Genomic DNA, 20,069 nt, shown 5'->3' on the forward strand with positions numbered 1-20,069 from the left:
TTAAGAAAAAGCAGAGCATATCTGCTTTTTGGTTATTCAGCTTTCTTAGTAGATTTGACAACGATTTTACCGCTTGAAGTCATGACGGCACGGAGCTCCTTCTCCGTTGGATTTTCCAAGTAGAAATCGGTAATGGCATCTTCAATCTGATCTTGAATAATTCTACGAAGTGGGCGAGCTCCCATTTTTGGATCGTAGCCCAAATCAACTAATTTTTCCTTAACCTTGTCTGTGACATGGAGGGAAATGCCATTTTGTTGGAGGCGATTGTTGACATCAACCAACATGAGATCAACGATGTGAAGGAGATTGTCCTTGCTGAGCGCTTGGAACTCGATAATTCCATCGAAACGGTTCATGAATTCTGGGCTGAAGAAGTTGCCGAGTTGGTTTAGGACAGACTGGGTGCGTCCTTCCATTGCCGCCCCGAATCCGACACTGGCTTCAACTTTTCCAGTACCTGCATTGGAGGTCATGATGATAATGGTATCTTTGAAGCTAACCGTCCGTCCTTGTCCGTCTGTCAAGCGACCGTCATCTAAGACTTGGAGGAACATATGCATGACATCAGGGTGGGCTTTTTCAACTTCATCGAGTAGAATGAGGGAGTAAGGATTGCGGCGAACTTTTTCAGTTAACTGACCAGCTTCTTCATAGCCTACATAGCCTGGAGGAGCTCCGACCAGCTTGGCAACGGCATGTTTTTCCATGTACTCGGACATATCAAAGCGAATCATGCTATCAGCAGAGCCGAAGAGTTCAATTGCAAGTTGTTTAGACAATTCAGTCTTACCAACACCAGTTGGTCCGACGAAGAGGAAGCTACCGATTGGACGGTTTGGAGCCCCAAGGCCGACACGATTGCGACGAATTGCTTTAGCAATCTTATCTACTGCATCGTCTTGACCGATAACGTGAGCCTTGAGGTCGCTTGCAAGATTGATGAGTTGAGATTGCTCTTTTTCTTTAAGATCCCCAACTGGAATATTGGTTTTCTGTTCTACAATGGCTTCGATTTCCTTTTCAGTAATGAGGGGGGTATCTTCCTCACTCAAGGTTGCTTTTTGCATTTCCTTGTATTTGGCAATCTGGTCGCGGTAATAGGCTGCTTTTTCGTAGTCTTCGTCACGGGTAGCCTGTGCCTTGCGGTTTTCGGCATCAATTAGGCGTTGGTCAATTTCCTTTGGATCAACAAAATTAAGGGTTAGATTCATCTTAGAGCCAGCCTCGTCTAAGAGGTCAATAGCCTTATCAGGTAGGAAACGATCTTGGATATAGCGGTTAGAAAGAACTGCTGCAGCTTCGATAGCAGAGTCAGTGTACTTAACATGGTGGTAGTCTTGGTACTTGCTCTGAATACCCTTGAGAATGGTGATAGTTTCTTCTACGCTTGGCTCATCTACTTTGACAGGCTGCATCCGGCGTTCTAAGGCTGCATCTTTTTCGATAACTCGATATTCGTTGAGAGTGGTTGCACCAACGAGTTGCATTTCGCCACGAGCTAAAGCAGGTTTGAGGATATTCCCTGCGTCCATATTACCGTCACCGGCAGAACCAGCACCGACAATCTCATGAATTTCATCAATGAAGAGGATGACTTCTCTGCGATTGCGAATTTCCTCCATGAGTTTTTGCATTCGCTCTTCAAATTGACCACGGATACCTGTTCCTTGGACTAGGCTGACAACATCTAGACGGATGACTTCTTTACCTTGTAGTTTTTGAGGTACATCTCCGTCCACGATTTTCTGAGCCAAGCCTTCGACAACAGCTGTCTTACCAACCCCTGGCTCGCCGATAAGAACAGGATTGTTCTTCGTACGTCGATTGAGAATTTCGATTACACGGACGATTTCCTCATCGCGACCAATGACAGGATCAATGTCACCACGGCGTGCAATTTCTGTTACGTTGATACCGAATTCTTCCAGTAATCCATTTGGTTTTTGTGGGGGCTGTTGTGCGCCACCATTTCCATTGTTGCGACCGTTGCCACCGCCAGCTTGTGTAGGAGGGGTTTGATTGCGAGATTTGCCAGCAGGCGTGTTACCAGGATAGCCACCTAAATTGTTGAAAAATTCGCTAAAAGGATCCATGTTATTAGGATTAGTCAAATCGCCTAAGCCTTGTAAGATAGCATTGTTTGGATCGGTTTTCATAATTTGGTAGCAGTTGTGACAGAGATCTACCTGCTGTTGTTTTCCATTTAGGTTTGTATAGAGATGAATGGTTGCATCGTTGATTTTACAATTGTGACAAAGCATAGTCTTCCCTCTTTCTTTCGAGATAGCCTTTATAGTAACGAATAGTCAATAAAGGTCAGATATAAGTCCATTATAGCAAGTTTTGATTAAAATGCAAGTATCTGATACGATGAAAGTAGAGAGAAGTCTAAGAATTAGCACAAAAGCAAGACTTTTTGAGAAGTTTATGGTAAACTATTCCTATACTAATAAGAGGAGAATAACTATGGAATCACATTTGGTGAGAATTATCAACCGTTTGGAAGCGATGGCAAGCGACGGTGGTACTTTGAAACGTAATTTCGAGCGCGAAGGAGTTGTTGTTGCAGAAGTAGCGTACAGCTATGATGAAGAAAATGGCTCTGTTTTTACGCTTCGTGATGTAGCAGCTCGTGAAACCTATACATTTGATAGCATTGATTTGATTGCTATGGAAATTTACGAATTGCTTTACTAATCAGATGATTGAAAGAGGCACGCAGGTGCTTTTTTCTTTTGGAAATTTAATGAATATTAAGTCAAAGTGTTGTATTTTTATACAAAACATGGTATAGTAGTTGCTATCTAATGTAAATGGAGTATGTAAATGGATTTTTCTTTCCTTTCAAAATATTTAGCTTATTTTAATTATGGAGCGATTGTAACGATTATTATCGCTGTCTGCGTCGTTTTCTTAGGATCTATATTAGGGGTCTTATTGGCTTTTGCTCAACGTAGTAAATTTCGCCCGCTGGTTTGGTTGGCCAATATTTATGTTTGGATTTTTCGTGGAACACCTATGATTGTTCAAATTAGTATAGGTTTTGCTATGAGTCATCTTGTAGCACCAACTTTCCAGCTAGGGATTCTTTCGGTTGATTTATCTCGTTTGATTCCGGGGATTATCATTATCTCAATGAACTCTGGTGCATATTTGTCAGAAACTGTTCGAGCAGGGATTAACGCAGTACCAAAGGGACAGTTGGAAGCGGCTTATTCATTGGGAATCCGTCCACGTCAAGCTATGCGATATGTAATCATGCCACAAGCAATTAAAAATATTTTGCCTGCTCTTGGAAACGAATTTATTACTATTGTTAAGGATAGCTCGCTCTTAACTACAATTGGGGTTATGGAGTTGTGGAACAGTGCGGCAACCGTTGCGACGACCAACTATATTACCTTAGAACCGTATCTAGTAGCTGCTTTTTACTACCTGATGATGACAAGTGTTTTGACCTTGGGAATCAAGGCTTTAGAAACGAAATTGAACAAAGGAGATCGAGCTCATGGCTAATGCGATTATTTCCATTAAAGATTTACATAAGTATTTTGGAAAAAATGAAGTTCTTAAGGGAATTGACCTGGAGATTGAGCAGGGACAGGTTGTGGTCATTATTGGTCCTTCCGGATCGGGTAAATCGACTTTCCTACGCACCATGAACTTACTTGAAGTGCCTACTAAAGGAACTGTGACCTTTGAGGGTGTAGACATTACAGACAAGTCCAACGATATTTTTAAAATGCGTGAAAAAATGGGCATGGTTTTTCAACAGTTCAATCTCTTCCCTAATATGACTGTCTTAGATAATATTACCTTGTCCCCTGTTAAGACCAAAGGGCTTCCAAAAGATGAAGCAGAAGCCATTGCTCTGGACTTGTTGGAAAAGGTAGGCTTACCTGATAAGGCAGATGCCTATCCGCAAAGTTTATCAGGTGGTCAGCAGCAACGGATTGCCATTGCACGTGGGCTGGCTATGGATCCAGATGTTCTTCTCTTTGATGAGCCAACTTCAGCACTCGATCCAGAAATGGTAGGTGAGGTACTGGCTGTTATGCAAGACTTGGCCAAATCAGGTATGACCATGGTAATTGTGACGCATGAAATGGGCTTTGCTCGTGAAGTGGCAGATCGTGTTATTTTCATGGATGGAGGGGTCATCGTTGAAGACGGGACACCAGAAGATATCTTTGATAATACCAGTGAAGAGCGGACCAGAGACTTTTTGTCTAAGGTTCTCTAATCCAAGTAAAGAGCTCCGACAATGTTCGGAGTTTTCTTTTCGTTCCTTGATAAATAGCAGAGCAGATTCGAAAATCTTGCCTAATTTTAGTATAATGTAGAAAATAGTATGAGGAGATAGCATATGACAGTAATAGATGGAAAAGCTCTTGCAGTGAAAATGCAGACGGAACTTGCAGAAAAGACTGCCAATTTAAAATCAGAAAAGGGTTTGGTGCCAGGACTAGTCGTGATTTTAGTCGGAGAAGACCCTGCCAGTCAGGTCTATGTCCGCAACAAAGAACGTTCAGCCTTGGCTGCCGGTTTTAAAAGTGAGGTAGTCCGAGTTCCTGATACGATTTCTGAATCAGAATTGTTGGATTTAATTGACCGCTATAATCAGGATGATGAATGGCATGGTATCTTGGTGCAATTGCCATTACCAGGCCATATCAGTGAAGAAAAAATCTTGTTAGCCATTGATCCAGACAAGGATGTGGATGGCTTTCACCCAACCAATATGGGTAAATTTTGGTCGGGTCACCCTGTTATGATTCCTTCTACACCAGCTGGGATTATGGAAATGTTCAAGGAATACGGGGTGGATCTAGAAGGGAAATCCGCTCTCGTTATTGGTCGCTCCAATATCGTTGGTAAGCCTATGGCTCAGTTGCTACTTGATGCCAATGCCACAGTGACCATCGCTCATTCTCGTACAAAAAATCTGCCTGAATTAGCAAGACAGGCAGATATTCTGGTGGTGGCTATTGGTCGTGGTCATTTTGTGACCAAGGATTTTATCAAGCCCGGTGCAGTTGTGATTGACGTAGGTATGAACCGTGATGAAAACGGCAAGCTGATTGGGGATGTGAAGTACGATGAAGTAGCAGAAGTTGCTAGTCTTATCACTCCAGTACCAGGTGGAGTAGGTCCTATGACTATTACCATGCTGATGGAGCAGACTTATGAGGCTTGTGTAAGAAGTGAAAAGTGTTGATAAATTATTATATTGAAATTGGTCGGACAGACTAATTTCTTTTTTTGATTGCCATGATACTGCATGTAATGGTTTTTCTGCTTGAACAAATTATTTGTGGAGTCGAAGCTAGACTTGGATATTTTTCTTGTAGCAGCAGACTCATTCCCAGTTGGTGTAGGCCGAGCAGAAGATTTAGGTACCGATATCGCTCTTGTACCGAATATAAGTTATTTGAATTTGGCCTATCTAAAGCAGTTATGGAAGGATAGATAATATCGCTCTCTCCTTTAAAAATAGTCACTACATAATCTTATTGATTATTTTTTATAAATATATCATGGTAATTGTATATCTTTGAATATGCTCATCTTTTGAATGGGATGTGAAATTATGTAGAGATTTCGTATATTTTGACGGTCTATTTCTGTATAATTGTATAAAATTTGGTATAATGATAGGGATACAGACAAAAGGAGTGGACATGGTTGAATATTTATCAGTTAGTCATCTAACGAAGTATTTAAAATTAAAATTTGACCGAGATCCTTATTTGGAGAAGGTTTATTTGACGGGTCAAGTGTCCAATTTCCGCAAGAGACCTAGCCACCAGTATTTTTCACTCAAAGATGACAAGGCAGTCATTCAGGCGACCATGTGGGCTGGTATCTATAAAAATTTGGGCTTTGAGCTTGAAGAAGGAATGAAAATCAATGCAATTGGGCGTATCCAGCTCTATGAACCCAGCGGTTCCTATTCGATTGTTATTGAAAAAGCGGAGCCAGATGGTATTGGAGCTCTAGCCATCAAGTTTGAGCAACTCAAACAAGCTCTGACACAGGAAGGTCTGTTTAAACAAGAATTTAAGCAGGACTTACCTCGTTTTACAAAGAAAATTGGTGTCATTACCAGTCCGAGCGGAGCAGTCATCCAAGATATTATCACGACGGTCAGTCGGCGTTTCCCAGGGGTGGAGATTGTTCTCTATCCGACCAAGGTGCAAGGAGATGGAGCTGCTCAAGAGGTGGTTGCCAATATCCAAAGAGCCAATGAGCGTGATGATTTAGATGTCCTCATCGTTGGTCGTGGTGGTGGCTCTATCGAAGACCTGTGGGCTTTTAATGAGGAGCCTGTGGTTCGAGCAATTTTTGAATCCCGTATTCCCATTATTTCTAGTGTCGGTCATGAAACAGATACGACCTTGGCAGATTTTGTAGCAGATAGGAGGGCAGCTACTCCGACTGCTGCTGCGGAATTGGCGACACCTGTGACAAAGGCTGATTTGTTGGGCTATCTTGGCCAACAAGAAAACCGAGCCTACCAAGCTACGACCAATCGCTTGAAATTCCTAAGAGGGCAGGTTGATAAGATTAGCCAGTCTGTCATCTTTCGTCAGCCTGAACGCTTATACGACGGTTATTTGCAAAAATTGGATCGCCTGACCAATCAGTTGCAGACACGGATGAGAGAAATCTATGGTCAGCAGAAACAAACGACTTTACTACTTAATCAGCGTTTACAAGGGCTTCAACTTGGTCGGAAAGTAGAAAGTTTTCAAGAAAGGGTTCTCCAACAGGAGCGACTTTTAAAAAGCAATATGGCCAATATCTACGACAATAAGATGGCCAAGGCGGATAAATTGATTGAGGCCTTGACCCTGCTAGATACTAGTCGAATTGTGGCGCGTGGCTATGCCATGGTTTTACAAGATGGTCGGGTCTTAGATAGTGTAGAAAAGGTACAAACAGGTGAAAATATAACCATTCAGATGAAGGATGGTCAACTTGATGTGGAGGTAAATCATGTCCAAAAAGACAAAAACATTTGAAGAAAACTTAGCTGAATTAGAAGAAATCGTAACCAAGTTGGAACGAGGCGATGTGGCTTTAGAAGAGGCACTTACTGAGTTTCAAAAGGGAATGGTCCTATCCAAAGACCTACAAAAGACACTAGCAGAAGCTGAAAAGACCTTAGTTAAGGTCATGCAGGCGGATGGCAGTGAAGTGGAGATGAAGTAATGGTGGCAACTAAATTGCAGACCCTTGAGAAAACTATTGCAGACTTTTACCAACCTCATGTAGCTGAAGGTCTTAACCAGTCTATTCTCTATTCACTTCAAGCAGGTGGCAAGCGTATCCGCCCTATGCTTTTGTTGACGATTTTAGAATCATTCGGAGTAGAGCTACAGACTGCTCATTACCAAGTGGCAGCCTGTGTCGAGTTGATACACACAGGTAGTTTAATCCATGATGATTTGCCTGCCATGGACGATGATGATTACCGACGTGGGCGTTTGACAAACCATAAGAAATTTGATGAGGCGACAGCTATTTTAGCAGGCGACAGCCTCTTCCTAGATCCCTTTGGATTTTTAGCTCAAGTTGACTTACCAGCAGAAACGGTGGTCACTCTTATCAAGGAACTTTCACAGGCGTCTGGTACTTTTGGAATGGTTGCAGGTCAGGTATTGGATATGGTAGGAGAAGGCCAAGCCTTGTCCTTGGAGCAACTACAGACCATTCATGCCAATAAGACAGGTAAATTATTGACCTTTCCATTTGTGGCAGCAGGTTTGATTGCTGGGCAGTCAGAAACGGTTATCCACTTTTTACGTCAAGCAGGTCAATTGGTCGGTCTAGCCTTCCAAGTGCGGGATGATATCTTAGATGTGACAGCCACTTTTGAGGAAATCGGAAAAACACCTCAAAAAGATTTATTGGCAGAGAAGTCTACCTATCCAGCTCTCATGGGCTTAGAATCCTCAAAAGTATTTCTAAATGATACCCTAAATCAAGCGATTAGTGAGCTAGATAAGGTGGCAAGTCTAGTCCCATTTTCAACGAAAGAAATTAACGAAATCATAGAAAGTTTACGAATCAATGGCTAAGGAAAGAGTAGATGTACTAGCTTTTAAGCAAGGGCTTTTTGAAACCAGAGAGCAGGCTAAACGTGGGGTTATGGCAGGTCTGGTTGTGTCGGTCATCAATGGCGAACGATACGATAAACCCGGTGAGAAAATTGATGAAGGAATTGAACTCAAGCTCAAGGGGGAAAAGCTCAAATATGTCAGCAGAGGTGGTTTGAAATTGGAGAAAGCCTTGCAGGTTTTCGGACTATCAGTTGAAGGGCAAACGACGATTGATATTGGAGCTTCGACAGGTGGCTTTACAGATGTCATGTTGCAGGCTGGTGCCAAGCAAGTCTACGCGGTGGATGTCGGTACCAATCAACTGGCATGGAAATTGCGACAGGACAAGCGCGTCATCAGCATGGAGCAGTATAACTTCCGCTATGCTGAGTTGGCAGATTTTCAAGTTGTTCAACCAAGTTTTGCTTCCGTTGATGTCAGCTTTATCTCTTTGAGTCTCATTTTACCAGCTCTTCACCGTATCTTAGTTGATGGTGGTCAGGTTGTTGCCCTTGTCAAACCTCAATTTGAGGCAGGACGTGAGCAAATTGGAAAGAATGGTATTGTCAAGGATAAGGCAGTGCACTTGAAAGTCTTAGAAGATGTGACTAGTATGGCAGTGGAAACTGGATTTTCGGTCAAATCCTTGAGCTTTTCACCTGTTCAAGGTGGTCATGGAAACATTGAATTTTTGGCTCATTTAGAAAAAACAAGTCAGCCAAGCCAGATTGATAAACAGGAAATAACAAGAATAGTCTATCAAGCACATGAGGAATTTAAAAAGGATGAATAAACGAGAACGATTGGAATTAATTAAAGATTTAGTAGTTCGTTATCCAATAGATACCCAAGAAGAAATTGTAGAGCGATTGGAAGAATTAGGTGTCCATGCCACTCAGGCTACTGTATCGCGTGATATTAAGGAATTAGGGATAATCAAAGTGCCTGTAGCTGACAAAGGATATATCTATGGTTTGCCCAAAGCTCCGAAAAAGAAACATTTGGGAAACAATGTTTTAGAAATCAAGAGTATGGGACAGCTAATCAGTTTACAACTTGTACCAGGCAGTAGTGCTGTTGTTAAGCGGCAAATTTGGGACCAATTTGAAGCTGAAATCTTCAGTATCCTTGCCGATGATGATAGTATTCTGATTCATCTATACAATTCAGAAAAGATTGCCTTACTTGAAGAAACACTAAAGGATTGGTAGTATGCTACTAGATATTTCTATTAAAAATTTCGCCATTATCGAGGAGGTTTCCTTAACTTTCGACAAGGGAATGAGCGTCTTAACAGGAGAAACAGGCGCTGGTAAGTCTATTATTATCGATGCTATGAACCTGATGCTCGGAGCACGTGCCACGACAGACGTCATTCGTCATGGATGTCCTAAAGCTGAGATTGAGGGGCTTTTTTCGCTGGAACATAGCAGAGCTTTAGAACAGATTTTGGAAGAACAAGGAATCGAAGTGACGGACGAGTTGATTATTCGACGGGAAATCCTGCAAAATGGTCGTTCGGTTAGTAGAATCAACGGTCAGTTGGTCAATCTCTCCATTCTTAAACAGGTCGGTCAATATCTAGTAGATATTCATGGGCAACATGATCAGGAAGAATTGATGAAAGCCCAATACCATATTCGTCTCTTGGATAGCTTTGGACAGACTGAGTTTTGGGAGTTGAAGGACCGCTATCAAACGACCTTCGATGCCTATCGTAACCTACGCAAACAGGTATACGAAAAACAGCGGAACGAGCAGGAACACAAAGCACGGATAGAGATGCTTGAATACCAAATCGCTGAAATTGAAGCGGCAGATTTACAATCAGGAGAGGATGTTCAGCTCAATCAAGAACGGGATAAGCTACTCAACCACAAGCAGATTGCAGACACCTTGACCAATGCTTTTATCATGTTAGACAATGAAGATTTTTCAAGCCTCTCCAATCTGCGCTCTGCCATGAATGATTTGCAAAGTTTAGAGGAGTATGATAGCACCTATAAGGAATTGTCCAGTAATATGACAGAATCTTATTATGTTATTGAAGATGTAACTAAGCGATTAGGAGACTTGCTGGAAAATCTTGATTTTGACGGTAATCGCCTCATGCAGTTGGAACAACGTTTAGATTTAGTGAATACCATGACCAAAAAGTATGGTGGTAAGGTCGACGATGTCCTTGATTACCTGAGTAAAATTACGGAAGAATATAATCTTCTGACTGGGAATAACCTATCTGGAGAAGATTTGGAAAGCCAACTCAAACTGTTAGAAAAAGACTTGGTTAGTCTAGCAGGTCAACTAAGTCAAGCAAGGCATAATTTGGCAGAGATTTTGGAAGGGGAAATTCGTCAGGAATTGCAGGACTTGTATATGGAAAAAGCTCGTTTCCAAGTCATGTTTACAGCAGGAAAATTTAATCGTGAGGGCAATGAAGGTGTGGAATTTTACATTGCGACAAACCCAGGGGAAGATTTGAAACCTTTGGTAAAGGTGGCTTCAGGTGGTGAATTGTCTCGACTGATGTTGGCAATAAAATCAGCATTTGCTCGTAAAGAAGGCAAAACCTCTATTGTTTTTGATGAGGTTGATACGGGAGTGTCTGGTCGGGTAGCACAAGCCATTGCACAAAAAATTTATAAAATTGGCCAGTTTGGACAGGTCTTGGCCATTTCTCACTTGCCTCAGGTTATTGCTATTGCGGATTACCAATTCTTTATTGAAAAAGTATCTGATGACAGTAAGACGGTTTCCCGTGTGCGTTTGTTAGAGCAAGAGGAGCGCGTGGAAGAGATTGCCAAGATGCTTGCTGGTGATACGGTATCCGAAGCAGCACGGACACAAGCAAGAGAATTGTTAGAAAAAGTCTAAGAATTGATTGGGAATTACGACTGGTTAAAACCATTTTTTATAAATATTTGATATAATAGTAAAAATAAGAAATAAGAGTAGGAAATTATATGAGTACTATTAAAATTGTAACAGACTCTAGTACCACAATTGAACCTAGTTTGATTGAAAGTTTAGGAATTACAGTGGTACCACTATCTGTCATGGTAGATGGGGTAGTTTATTCCGATGCTGACCTGGCTGAAGGTCAATTCCTTAAACTCATGCGAGAAAGTAAAAATCTTCCCAAAACTAGCCAACCACCGGTAGGTGTCTTTGCTGAGGTATTTTCTAACTTAGCAACAGACGGTAGCCAGATTATTGCTATTCATCTCTCTCATGCCCTTTCAGGAACGATAGAAGCAGCTCGTCAAGGAGCAACACTTTCAGGTGCAGATGTAACGGTAATCGACTCCCAATTTACAGATCAGGCAGCCAAATTCCAAGTTGTAGAAGCAGCACGTTTAGCACAAGCAGGTGCAAGCAAAGAAGAGATTTTAGCAGCTATTGAGCAAGTGCAAGAAAAGACAGAACTTTATATTGGAGTGTCTACTTTGGAGAACCTTGTCAAAGGTGGAAGAATTGGTAGGGTGACAGGTTTGTTGAGCTCCCTGCTCAATATCCGTGTCATCATGGAAATGAAAGATAATCAGCTCAATCCAATTGTCAAGGGGCGTGGAGCTAAGACTTTTAAGAAATGGTTAGATGAGTTTGCACAAAGTCTTGCGGATAGGAAAGTCGTTGAGTTGGGGATTTCCTACGCTGGAACATCAGCATTTGCTGAGGAAATAAAAGCGAAGCTACAGGACTTTGTTCCCCAAGATATTCCTATCTTGGAGACGGGATCCATTATTCAAACTCATACAGGCGAAGATGCTTGGGCAATTTTAGTTCGTTATGAATAGTCGTAAGATTTTACAAAACCTAGTTGTCTTTTTCAGCAGTCTACTAGGTTTTCTATTATTTTTCCACCTATTGATTCCATCAGCACAGCCCTTATTGTCATCTGAGGATTTTTCTAAGAAAAGCACGAGTAGCTTACGGTATGTTGCTCTGGGTGATTCTTTGACAGAAGGGGTAGGAGATACAACCAATCAGGGAGGTTTTGTGCCACTTCTGGCTCAATCCTTGACTAATGAATATAGCTATCAAGTTAGCTATGAGAATTTCGGGGTATCAGGAAATACTAGTAGTCAAATTCTTAAACGTATGGAAGAAGATACCGCTATTAGCGAAAGCTTAAAAACTGCAAATCTTATGACGTTGACAGTTGGAGGAAATGATTTACGTAAGGCGATTTTAGATAATATTTCCAATTTAGAAGTAAGTACGTTTGATCAACCAGCACAAGAATATAGTCAACGGCTTTTGCAGATTATCAAAAAAGCAAGAGAAAACAATCCAGATTTACCCATCTACCTAGTAGGAATATATAATCCTTTTTATCTGAACTTCCCTGATATGACTGAGATGCAGACCGTAGTAAACAATTGGAACCAAGTATCTGAAGATACGGTCAGTGACCTAGATAAGGTTTATTTTATTCCTATCAATGATCTCCTGTATAAGGGAATAGAGGGTGAAGAGGGGATAAGTCAAACAAATACTACGTCTAATAACCTCCTATATGAAGATGATTCCTTCCACCCTAATTATACGGGATATGAAATTATCAAAGAAGCAATAATGGAGAAAATTCGTGAGACAAAGAAAAACTGGTAATTTTAACATTTGGAAATGGGCATTTTTATTGCTTCTATCCTGTTTGATAGGTTTATCAATTGTCATTGTCAGTCGCATCACGACTAGTCGAGAAAACATTGGTCAGGTTAGTAGTAACAATTCAGATGCAAAAATTGGTACGTTTACAACTACGCGGGATCAGTTAAATGATACTGTAGCAACTTACTTGGAAGAGTACCAAACAAAAGACTTTTCGTACAAACTTTATGCTACCAATCAGCAGATTCTCTTTGAAGCAAGCTATGAATTATTTGGAACAAAAGTACCACTTTATATTTACTTCCAACCGAATAAATTGGAAAATGGGAATATACTGCTAACGATTAATGAAATATCTGCAGGTACTCTTTCACTCCCCACTAAAGAGATACTAACTTACGTACAGAAGAGTTATAAGCTACCTAGTTTTGTTGAAGTTGATGCAGAACAATCTACAGTAAGTATTCTATTGGTAGAAATTGAGAACGATTTGGGGATTTACATCAAAGCGAATACTATTGATTTATACAATGATCAGATTATTTTTGATTTATATAAAAAGTCAACGAATTCGGGGTAAAAACTTGACCATTTCCCTAAAATTAGGTACTATATAGTGGTGAGTAATTAACTCAGAAAATTATTGGAGGACTTAGCATATGGCTAACAAACAAGATTTGATTGCAAAAGTTGCAGAAGCAACTTCATTGACTAAAAAAGATTCAGCAGCAGCTGTTGATGCAGTATTTGCAACAGTAGCAGACTACCTTGCAGCTGGTGAAAAAGTACAATTGATTGGCTTCGGTAACTTTGAAGTTCGTGAGCGTGCAGCACGTAAAGGTCGCAACCCACAAACTGGTAAAGAAATCGAAATCGCAGCTTCAAAAGTTCCAGCATTCAAAGCTGGTAAAGCTCTTAAGGATGCGGTAAAATAGTCTACCCTTGAAAAGCCTATTGTATCAACGTTTCTACGTTGTGCAGTAGGCTTTTTTCTGTGTTTTGGGGCTCCGAGAGTCAGGGGAGTGACTCTCGGAGGTTGGAAATGGAGCAAAAATTTTTTGCTTCAAATAGTCAGGGGAGTGACTCTCGGAGGTTGGAGATAGAGCAGGTTCGGCAATATCCTAAGAATAAGTTTTAGTGAAGCAAGCTAGTGAGTTCTAAGGAGATAAAAAGCCAGACTAGTTGCGACTAATCTGGCTTGTAGCTTATTTATCTTCTTCAGTATTATAAGCAGCTTGTTGCAAAAGATGATTGTAATTATCTTCATCCTCTTGGTTATCACGAACTACCTTTGAAACAGTGAAAGACGAAGAGATAAGCCCTACCGACCCCATCAGGTAGTAACCTTTTACCATCAATGGTTCTTTTAGAGTATACAGACCGATTAAAATTAAGGCTACAAAGAAACAAAATGAAGCCCAGGCCATCAATGTAAAGGCAGGGGTATTACGGTAAACTTTCTTTTTCACTTTATTCATAACAAATCTCCTTTTTATTATTGGTCTAAGTATAACATTCCATGTTTGAATAGGCAAGATACTTTTGCAATAAAAATGTTACATCTGAAATACAAAAAACCGATTTTTCATCGGTTTTTAGGAGATTTATGAAAAATTTTAGGATACATATATAGTATAATCGAATTTTCAGATTCTTCATCGGTCTATAGACCTATTTTGTAAAAAAATGAACATGTGCTATAATAGAAAAATGAAAAAAGGGGGAGCTTTTTATGACAATCCGTAAAGCTAGACCATCTGATATTTCAGTCCTGAACGAATTACTACAAGATATTTTACAGGTTCATCACCAAGCACGACCGGATATTTTTAGGAGTTCAGGTCAAAAGTTTTCTGAAGATGAACTAGTAGCACTTTTAAAAGATCCTGACAAGCCTATTTTTGTCTATGAATTAGATGGACAGGTTGTTGGGCATCTTTTTTGTGAGTTATCTATTGCAAGAGGTGACGTCTTAGAGCCAGTAAAAACTCTGTTTATTGATGATTTGTGTGTAGCTAATTCAGCGCGTGGTCAAAAAATTGGAGAGCAATTATATGACTTTGCCCTTTCCTACGCAAAGGAGCAGGGCTGTCACAATCTTACCTTGGATGTGTGGGCTGATAACGCAGGAGCTGTCCGTTTTTATGAACGCTTGGGAATGAAGCCACAAAAGTTTCGTATGGAGCAAATAATCGATTAAAAAAAGAGGAAGCCCCTCTTTTTTAGTTTTCTCTCATTTTTGCCAATAGTTTTTGTGCAGTTTCTAGGTTGCTGTGTTTTTCTTTGCGCAGGAGTTGGGCTAGTTGGTCTACTTCATGCTCCTCTGCACCAGCAAGGAGGGCTAGGGATTTGGCATGGAGTTTCATGTGACCAGCTTGAATACCTGCAGTAACAAGAGCTCGCAGGGCAGCAAAGTTCTGACAGAGGCCAACAGAAGCGATGATAGAAGATAATTGGCGTGCTTTTGGCTGTTGAAGGAGGTCGAAAGCAACAGTCACTTTTGGATTGAGCCCAATGGAGCCTCCGACAGAAGCAATCGGAAGTGGCAAGGTGATAGAGCCAATCAGATACTCCCCATAGACTTTCCAAGTGGACAGCCCCTTGTAGTGTCCATCACGGCTGGCATAGGCATGAGCACCAGCTTCCACCGCCCGCCAGTCATTTCCTGTAGCGATAACGACAGCATCAATACCGTTAAAAATTCCTTTGTTATGGGTGGCAGCGCGATAAGGATCCACTTGCGCCAGTTTGCTTGCTAAAGCTATTTTTTGAGCTGTTTCTTGAGCAATAGCAGAGCTGGTAGCAAGACTAGAAATGGCTATGTGGCACTGGGCAGTGACCAGAGATTCAGTCGCATAGTTGGATAGAATTCCCATCAAGGCATGTCCCTGGCTGAGTTTTTCTAAGTCCTCTTTAATAGCTTCCAGCATATTATTGAGAATATTTGCGCCCATGGCTTCTTGAACATCAACCTGAAGATAGACAATTAAAAATTCATCTTTACTCTCGACAGTCAATTCACGCGCCCCACCGCCTCGTTTAACAATGGAAGGGTGAGCTTGATTGGCAGTTTCCAGAATAGCAGTTTTATGGGCTAGGATGTTCTCACGAGCATGCTCATGGTCTGGAACATCATAGAGAGCCACTTGGCCAATCATGATGCGGTTGTGAATGGTTGTATGAAAACCACCAGATTTAGCGATGATTTTCGCTCCAAAAGATGCTGCCGCAACTACAGACGGCTCTTCCGTTACCATAGGGACAGAAAAAGTCTGTCCGTCTACAAGTAGCTCAGGAAGGACAGAAAAAGGCAGAGAAAAAGTTCCAAGATGGTTTTCTGCCATTTTTCCTGCGATACTTTCAGGAAGATTATCGTCTTTGTAAAGAATGTCTAGACTATCTTCTGATAGAGTGGTATGTTGATGGAGAATGTCGATGCGTTCTTGACGTGATTTTTTATAGAATCCTGAGAAGTTTGACATAATTTCCTCTTTCTAAAAAAACGCCCCTTGGTAGAGAGCCAAAGGGCGCCGTTTTGGCTTTTATTTACGATAGATACGTTTATGGTTTTCCACTTTGAGAAGAGCATAAGGACTTTGATCTTCTGGTAGGTCGACAGATGTACCTGTTTCATCAAGAGTGATTTCTTGGAAGAAGACTTGTTCGTATTCCTCAAGGCTGAGCTTGATACGCTTGTTGAGTTGTTCTAGGCGATTTTCTTGCAAGTGGTTTCGGTAACCTTCAACCAGTTGACCGCTGAAAATCTCACAGACAGCACCGCTACCATAGCTATAAAAGAGGATTTGATCTCCTGCTTCTAAAGCTCTGCTATTTTCCAAAAGGGAAAGGAGGGAGAGGAAGATAGAGCCAGTGTAGATGTTGCCGACAACCTTGTTGTAGACGATGGCCTCTTGAAAACGCTCTGTCAAACGATTTAGAGTTGATTCATCTTGAGCGATAGCCTGCAATCCTTTAAGACCTTGCTTGGAGAAAGGAATGTGCAAGCACATGGCAGCAAACTCTTCAAGCGACTTGCTCGTTTTTTGCTGGTAATAATCAAATGTTGTTGTCAAGCAATCTGTGTACTGTTCTGTGGAGAAACGACCGTCAACACGCGGGTACTTATCATAGTTTGGACGCCAAAAGTCGTAGATGTCACGGGTCTGACAGACATTATCGTTGTTCAGTACCAAAATACGTGGATCAGCAGTGACCAGCATGGCAACAGCACCAGCACCTTGGGTGGCTTCACCGCCAGAAGCGACTCCATATTTTGCAATATCACTAGCAATGACTAAGACTTTTGAGTTTGGGAATTGAGCGATGTGGCTCTTAGCTAGGCTAAGTCCAGCAGTAGCACCATAACAGGCTTCCTTCATCTCGATGGAACGAGCAAAGGGCTGGATGCCTAACAAACCGTGGATAGACACAGCCGTAGCCTTACTCTGATCCACGCTAGATTCTGTTCCGACGATGACCATATCAATGCTTTGTTTATCGTCGTCGGTTAGAATTGCTTCAGCAGCTTGGGCCCCAAGTGTAACAATGTCTTGGGTGATTGGAGCTACAGCCATTTCGGATTGGAGAAGTCCAATCTTAAATTTATTTGGATCAACATTGCGGGCTTGGGCTAAATCAGCCAAATCTAAAACGTAATCGGGTGCCGCAAAACCGATTTTATCAATACCGATGTTCATAATATATCCTTTGTGTACAAATGATAGGTTAAGATTTTTGTGCATTGGAAACAATAAGGGAAATTCCTTGACCGCCTCCGATACAGAGAGAGCATAGTCCCAGCTCTTTTTCCTGTTTGATAAGCTCATGTATAAGACTGACTAAAATCCGACTGCCGCTGGCTCCGATTGGATGACCGAGAGCAATGGCTCCTCCGTTAACATTGACTTTTGCAGGGTCAATCCCGAGTTGTTTGACAACAGGGATTGATTGGGCTGCGAAGGCCTCATTGAGTTCGAATAAGTCAATATCTTCGACGGATTTGCCGATTTTTTCAAGAGCTTTTTGACTAGCTGATATAGGACCTAATCCCATATAAGCAGGGTCTAAACCGCTTGTGGCATAGCTTTCGATAAAGGCAAGGGGTTCAATATTTAATTGCTTAGCTTTTTCTTCAGACATAAGTACGAGAACAGCACAACCATCATTGATACCTGAGGCGTTGGCCGCTGTAACCGTTCCATCTTTTTTGAAAGCTGGCCGGAGTGTTGCCAGTTTTTCAAGAGGTGTCAGACGAGGATACTCATCTGTGGCAAACAGTATTTCACCTTTCCGGCTTTTCAACTTAATTGGGACAATTTCGTCGACAAATCGTCCTTCAGCAATCGCTTTTGCTGCTTTTTCTTGACTGCCGTATGCAAATTCATCTTGCTCTTCACGACTAATTTGATAGCGTTCAGCTACATTTTCTGCAGTAATACCCATGTGATAGTCGTTAAAGGCATCTGTCAGACCGTCAGTCAACATGGAATCTTCGAGGGAGATATGCCCCAACTTACTGCCAAATCGGCTGGATTTGGAGAGGTAGGCAGCTTGGCTCATGATTTCAATGCCCCCAGCCACGACTACATCATTATCACCGAGAAGAATGGTTTGGGCAGCCAGCAGGACGGACTTAAGACCCGACCCACAGACTTTATTCACTGCATAGGCAGAGGCTGTTTGAGGAATGCATGCACGAATAGCGATTTGACGTGCAATATTTTGTCCATGTCCCGCTGAGAGAACATTTCCGAAGATAACTTCATCAACGCTATCCGCTGGAATATGTTTATTTTTTAGGGATGCTTCGAGAACTTGCGCTCCCAGATCAGCAATTTGAATGTCTTTCAGACTACCTCCGAAACTGCCAATAGCAGAACGATAGGCAGACACGATAGCTACTTTCTTCATGATAACTCCTATATGGTATCGTTTTGAACTGTCGTGTTCAGCCCAACTATTATACCATGATTTCATTTTTTTTCATAAGAAGAAAGATAGGTCTATGGACTGAATTTACATAAAAGGGAATGAAAGCGCAAACAGATTGTGGAAAAGCTAGCATTTTTTCAATTTTTCGTGTAAAATAGAAGGGTATCAGAGGGAAACCTCAAAATTAAAAGGAGAATCCATTAATGGTAAAATTGGTTTTTGCTCGCCACGGTGAGTCTGAATGGAACAAAGCTAACCTTTTCACTGGTTGGGCTGATGTTGATTTGTCTGAAAAAGGTACACAACAAGCAATCGATGCAGGTAAATTGATCAAAGAAGCAGGTATCGAATTTGACCTTGCTTACACTTCTGTTTTGAAACGTGCTATCAAGACTACAAACTTGGCTCTTGAAGCTGCAGATCAATTGTGGGTACCAGTTGAGAAATCATGGCGCTTAAACGAACGTCACTACGGTGGTTTGACTGGCTTGAACAAAGCTGAAGCAGCTGCTGAATTTGGTGATGAGCAAGTTCATATCTGGCGTCGTTCATACGATGTATTGCCTCCAGAAATGGCTAAAGATCATGAGCATTCAGCACATACTGATCGCCGTTATGCACATCTTGATGATTCAGTTATTCCAGATGCTGAAAACTTGAAAGTAACGCTTGAGCGTGCCCTTCCATTCTGGGAAGATAAGATTGCTCCAGCTTTGAAAGATGGTAAAAACGTATTCGTAGGTGCACACGGTAACTCAATTCGTGCCCTCGTAAAACACATCAAACAATTGTCTGATGACGAAATCATGGATGTGGAAATTCCAAACTTCCCACCACTTGTATTCGAATTGGATGAAAACTTGAACATTGTGAAAGAGTACTACTTGGAAGCATAATTTATTTAAGGTCTGAGCTTGCTCAGGCTTTTTTATTTTGAATATCGGATTTTTCAGAGAGAGTATGATATACTGGAGGTACTACAAGGTAAAAGGAGTTTTTTATGGCAAGTAAGAAAATGCTACATGCATGTTTGCGTGTTGAAAATTTAGAAGCATCTCAAAAGTTTTACGAAGAAGCATTTGGATTCAAGGAAACACGTCGTAAAGACTATCCGGAGCATAAGTTTACGTTGGTGTACTTGGCACTTGAAGGGGATGAGTTCGAAATCGAATTAACCTACAATTATGACCATGGTCCATATATCATAGGAGATGGCTTCTCTCATCTAGCTCTTTCTTCAGATGACTTAGAAGGGGATAATGCTAAGCATAAAGCATTGGGTTATCCAACGACAGACATTAAAGGCTTACCAGGAAATCCAGGTCGCTATTATTTTGTCACAGATCCAGATGGGTATCGTGTGGAAGTAATTCGTTCAAATTAGAATTTGGAATATCTATTTCCGAATTCTTTTAT

At 41.4% G+C, this 20,069-nt stretch carries 23 protein-coding genes; 18 read left to right on the forward strand and 5 right to left on the reverse strand.

Annotated features, from left to right (window positions below; all coding sequences use genetic code 11):
* Positions 1–32: 32 nt before the first annotated feature.
* Positions 33–2,264 carry an ATP-dependent Clp protease ATP-binding subunit gene (locus tag AC4CS8_RS02835; protein WP_493893447.1) on the reverse strand — a complete coding sequence of 744 codons (2,232 nt, stop codon included), beginning with the start codon at positions 2,262–2,264 and terminating at the stop codon, positions 33–35.
* Positions 2,265–2,469: 205 nt separating this feature from the next.
* Here AC4CS8_RS02835 and AC4CS8_RS02840 point away from each other — a divergent pair, with 205 nt between their 5' ends.
* The 15 genes from AC4CS8_RS02840 to AC4CS8_RS02910 all read left to right on the forward strand — a co-directional run bounded on the left by AC4CS8_RS02840 (position 2,470) and on the right by AC4CS8_RS02910 (position 13,657).
* Positions 2,470–2,700 carry a DUF1797 family protein gene (locus AC4CS8_RS02840; RefSeq protein ID WP_212572341.1) on the forward strand — a complete coding sequence of 77 codons (231 nt, stop codon included), beginning with the start codon at positions 2,470–2,472 and terminating at the stop codon, positions 2,698–2,700.
* Between the two features lie 129 nt (positions 2,701–2,829).
* Entirely contained in the window at positions 2,830–3,519 is a 690-nt protein-coding gene (locus tag AC4CS8_RS02845; RefSeq protein WP_493893448.1) for an amino acid ABC transporter permease, read from the forward strand.
* Complete coding sequence (locus AC4CS8_RS02850) at positions 3,512–4,246, forward strand: amino acid ABC transporter ATP-binding protein (protein ID WP_493893449.1); 735 nt, start codon at positions 3,512–3,514, stop codon at positions 4,244–4,246. Before AC4CS8_RS02845 ends, AC4CS8_RS02850 begins: the two co-directional genes overlap by 8 nt.
* Positions 4,247–4,369: 123 nt before the next feature.
* A complete protein-coding gene (locus AC4CS8_RS02855; protein ID WP_493893450.1) occupies positions 4,370–5,221 on the forward strand; it encodes a bifunctional methylenetetrahydrofolate dehydrogenase/methenyltetrahydrofolate cyclohydrolase in 852 nt (283 codons plus the stop codon).
* Between the two features lie 81 nt (positions 5,222–5,302).
* Positions 5,303–5,476, forward strand: coding sequence for a hypothetical protein (locus AC4CS8_RS02860; RefSeq protein ID WP_493893451.1), 174 nt, complete (start codon positions 5,303–5,305; stop codon positions 5,474–5,476).
* A 208-nt stretch (positions 5,477–5,684) separates the two neighbouring features.
* Positions 5,685–7,028: an exodeoxyribonuclease VII large subunit gene (gene xseA, locus AC4CS8_RS02865; protein WP_493893452.1), complete on the forward strand. Its 1,344-nt coding sequence runs from the start codon at positions 5,685–5,687 to the stop codon at positions 7,026–7,028.
* Positions 7,003–7,218: an exodeoxyribonuclease VII small subunit gene (locus AC4CS8_RS02870; RefSeq protein WP_493893453.1), complete on the forward strand. Its 216-nt coding sequence runs from the start codon at positions 7,003–7,005 to the stop codon at positions 7,216–7,218. The genes xseA and AC4CS8_RS02870 overlap by 26 nt, the downstream gene beginning before the upstream one ends.
* Complete coding sequence (locus tag AC4CS8_RS02875) at positions 7,218–8,087, forward strand: polyprenyl synthetase family protein (protein WP_493893454.1); 870 nt, start codon at positions 7,218–7,220, stop codon at positions 8,085–8,087. The genes AC4CS8_RS02870 and AC4CS8_RS02875 overlap by 1 nt, the downstream gene beginning before the upstream one ends.
* Positions 8,080–8,901: a TlyA family RNA methyltransferase gene (locus AC4CS8_RS02880; RefSeq protein ID WP_493893455.1), complete on the forward strand. Its 822-nt coding sequence runs from the start codon at positions 8,080–8,082 to the stop codon at positions 8,899–8,901. The genes AC4CS8_RS02875 and AC4CS8_RS02880 overlap by 8 nt, the downstream gene beginning before the upstream one ends.
* A complete protein-coding gene (locus tag AC4CS8_RS02885; protein WP_493893456.1) occupies positions 8,894–9,319 on the forward strand; it encodes an arginine repressor in 426 nt (141 codons plus the stop codon). Before AC4CS8_RS02880 ends, AC4CS8_RS02885 begins: the two co-directional genes overlap by 8 nt.
* Position 9,320: 1 nt before the next feature.
* Entirely contained in the window at positions 9,321–10,982 is a 1,662-nt protein-coding gene (gene recN / locus AC4CS8_RS02890) for a DNA repair protein RecN (protein WP_493893457.1), read from the forward strand.
* An 89-nt stretch (positions 10,983–11,071) separates the two neighbouring features.
* Positions 11,072–11,905 (forward strand): DegV family protein, encoded by an 834-nt coding sequence (locus AC4CS8_RS02895; RefSeq protein WP_493893458.1) that lies wholly within the window; start codon positions 11,072–11,074, stop codon positions 11,903–11,905.
* The gene (locus AC4CS8_RS02900; RefSeq protein WP_493893459.1) at positions 11,898–12,722 is read left to right on the forward strand and encodes an SGNH/GDSL hydrolase family protein; all 825 of its coding nucleotides are present in this window, start codon (positions 11,898–11,900) and stop codon (positions 12,720–12,722) included. The genes AC4CS8_RS02895 and AC4CS8_RS02900 overlap by 8 nt, the downstream gene beginning before the upstream one ends.
* Complete coding sequence (locus AC4CS8_RS02905) at positions 12,700–13,302, forward strand: YpmS family protein (RefSeq protein WP_493893460.1); 603 nt, start codon at positions 12,700–12,702, stop codon at positions 13,300–13,302. The genes AC4CS8_RS02900 and AC4CS8_RS02905 overlap by 23 nt, the downstream gene beginning before the upstream one ends.
* 79 nt (positions 13,303–13,381) lie before the next feature.
* Complete coding sequence (locus AC4CS8_RS02910; RefSeq protein ID WP_493893461.1) at positions 13,382–13,657, forward strand: HU family DNA-binding protein; 276 nt, start codon at positions 13,382–13,384, stop codon at positions 13,655–13,657.
* Positions 13,658–13,927: 270 nt separating this feature from the next.
* On the opposite strand, the gene AC4CS8_RS02915 is transcribed toward AC4CS8_RS02910, so the two are convergent.
* Positions 13,928–14,200 carry a YiaA/YiaB family inner membrane protein gene (locus AC4CS8_RS02915; protein ID WP_493893462.1) on the reverse strand — a complete coding sequence of 91 codons (273 nt, stop codon included), beginning with the start codon at positions 14,198–14,200 and terminating at the stop codon, positions 13,928–13,930.
* A gap of 254 nt (positions 14,201–14,454) precedes the next feature.
* On the opposite strand from AC4CS8_RS02915, the gene AC4CS8_RS02920 reads away from it, so the two are divergent.
* Positions 14,455–14,922, forward strand: a complete 468-nt coding sequence (locus AC4CS8_RS02920) for a GNAT family N-acetyltransferase (protein ID WP_493893463.1) — start codon at positions 14,455–14,457, stop codon at positions 14,920–14,922.
* Positions 14,923–14,944: 22 nt separating this feature from the next.
* Here AC4CS8_RS02920 and AC4CS8_RS02925 read toward each other — a convergent pair whose 3' ends face one another.
* The 3 genes from AC4CS8_RS02925 to AC4CS8_RS02935 are packed head-to-tail and all read right to left on the reverse strand — an operon-like array spanning position 14,945 to position 18,632.
* On the reverse strand, positions 14,945–16,204 hold the full coding sequence (locus AC4CS8_RS02925) for a hydroxymethylglutaryl-CoA reductase, degradative (protein ID WP_493893464.1): 1,260 nt from the start codon (positions 16,202–16,204) through the stop codon (positions 14,945–14,947).
* Positions 16,205–16,264: 60 nt separating this feature from the next.
* Entirely contained in the window at positions 16,265–17,419 is a 1,155-nt protein-coding gene (locus AC4CS8_RS02930) for a hydroxymethylglutaryl-CoA synthase (protein ID WP_493893465.1), read from the reverse strand.
* A 28-nt stretch (positions 17,420–17,447) separates the two neighbouring features.
* A complete protein-coding gene (locus AC4CS8_RS02935) occupies positions 17,448–18,632 on the reverse strand; it encodes an acetyl-CoA C-acetyltransferase (RefSeq protein WP_493893466.1) in 1,185 nt (394 codons plus the stop codon).
* Between the two features lie 224 nt (positions 18,633–18,856).
* On the opposite strand from AC4CS8_RS02935, the gene AC4CS8_RS02940 reads away from it, so the two are divergent.
* Both AC4CS8_RS02940 and gloA read left to right on the forward strand, forming a co-directional pair.
* A complete protein-coding gene (locus AC4CS8_RS02940; protein ID WP_493893467.1) occupies positions 18,857–19,549 on the forward strand; it encodes a phosphoglycerate mutase in 693 nt (230 codons plus the stop codon).
* A 104-nt stretch (positions 19,550–19,653) separates the two neighbouring features.
* A complete protein-coding gene (gloA, locus tag AC4CS8_RS02945; RefSeq protein WP_493893468.1) occupies positions 19,654–20,037 on the forward strand; it encodes a lactoylglutathione lyase in 384 nt (127 codons plus the stop codon).
* Positions 20,038–20,069: the final 32 nt, after the last annotated feature.

This window comes from Streptococcus sp. NSSLK0004 (assembly GCF_059039125.1).

What these genes read in the sequence shown, in the direction of transcription:
- AC4CS8_RS02835 (WP_493893447.1), bottom strand. Translation starts at nt 2,264, where the DNA reads ATGCTTTGTCACAATTGTAAAATCAACGATGCAACCATTCATCTCTAT.
- AC4CS8_RS02840 (WP_212572341.1), top strand. Translation starts at nt 2,470, where the DNA reads ATGGAATCACATTTGGTGAGAATTATCAACCGTTTGGAAGCGATGGCA.
- AC4CS8_RS02845 (WP_493893448.1), top strand. Translation starts at nt 2,830, where the DNA reads ATGGATTTTTCTTTCCTTTCAAAATATTTAGCTTATTTTAATTATGGA.
- AC4CS8_RS02850 (WP_493893449.1), top strand. Translation starts at nt 3,512, where the DNA reads ATGGCTAATGCGATTATTTCCATTAAAGATTTACATAAGTATTTTGGA.
- AC4CS8_RS02855 (WP_493893450.1), top strand. Translation starts at nt 4,370, where the DNA reads ATGACAGTAATAGATGGAAAAGCTCTTGCAGTGAAAATGCAGACGGAA.
- xseA (WP_493893452.1), top strand. Translation starts at nt 5,685, where the DNA reads ATGGTTGAATATTTATCAGTTAGTCATCTAACGAAGTATTTAAAATTA.
- AC4CS8_RS02870 (WP_493893453.1), top strand. Translation starts at nt 7,003, where the DNA reads ATGTCCAAAAAGACAAAAACATTTGAAGAAAACTTAGCTGAATTAGAA.
- AC4CS8_RS02875 (WP_493893454.1), top strand. Translation starts at nt 7,218, where the DNA reads ATGGTGGCAACTAAATTGCAGACCCTTGAGAAAACTATTGCAGACTTT.
- AC4CS8_RS02880 (WP_493893455.1), top strand. Translation starts at nt 8,080, where the DNA reads ATGGCTAAGGAAAGAGTAGATGTACTAGCTTTTAAGCAAGGGCTTTTT.
- AC4CS8_RS02885 (WP_493893456.1), top strand. Translation starts at nt 8,894, where the DNA reads ATGAATAAACGAGAACGATTGGAATTAATTAAAGATTTAGTAGTTCGT.
- recN (WP_493893457.1), top strand. Translation starts at nt 9,321, where the DNA reads ATGCTACTAGATATTTCTATTAAAAATTTCGCCATTATCGAGGAGGTT.
- AC4CS8_RS02895 (WP_493893458.1), top strand. Translation starts at nt 11,072, where the DNA reads ATGAGTACTATTAAAATTGTAACAGACTCTAGTACCACAATTGAACCT.
- AC4CS8_RS02900 (WP_493893459.1), top strand. Translation starts at nt 11,898, where the DNA reads ATGAATAGTCGTAAGATTTTACAAAACCTAGTTGTCTTTTTCAGCAGT.
- AC4CS8_RS02910 (WP_493893461.1), top strand. Translation starts at nt 13,382, where the DNA reads ATGGCTAACAAACAAGATTTGATTGCAAAAGTTGCAGAAGCAACTTCA.
- AC4CS8_RS02915 (WP_493893462.1), bottom strand. Translation starts at nt 14,200, where the DNA reads ATGAATAAAGTGAAAAAGAAAGTTTACCGTAATACCCCTGCCTTTACA.
- AC4CS8_RS02920 (WP_493893463.1), top strand. Translation starts at nt 14,455, where the DNA reads ATGACAATCCGTAAAGCTAGACCATCTGATATTTCAGTCCTGAACGAA.
- AC4CS8_RS02925 (WP_493893464.1), bottom strand. Translation starts at nt 16,204, where the DNA reads ATGTCAAACTTCTCAGGATTCTATAAAAAATCACGTCAAGAACGCATC.
- AC4CS8_RS02930 (WP_493893465.1), bottom strand. Translation starts at nt 17,419, where the DNA reads ATGAACATCGGTATTGATAAAATCGGTTTTGCGGCACCCGATTACGTT.
- AC4CS8_RS02935 (WP_493893466.1), bottom strand. Translation starts at nt 18,632, where the DNA reads ATGAAGAAAGTAGCTATCGTGTCTGCCTATCGTTCTGCTATTGGCAGT.
- AC4CS8_RS02940 (WP_493893467.1), top strand. Translation starts at nt 18,857, where the DNA reads ATGGTAAAATTGGTTTTTGCTCGCCACGGTGAGTCTGAATGGAACAAA.
- gloA (WP_493893468.1), top strand. Translation starts at nt 19,654, where the DNA reads ATGGCAAGTAAGAAAATGCTACATGCATGTTTGCGTGTTGAAAATTTA.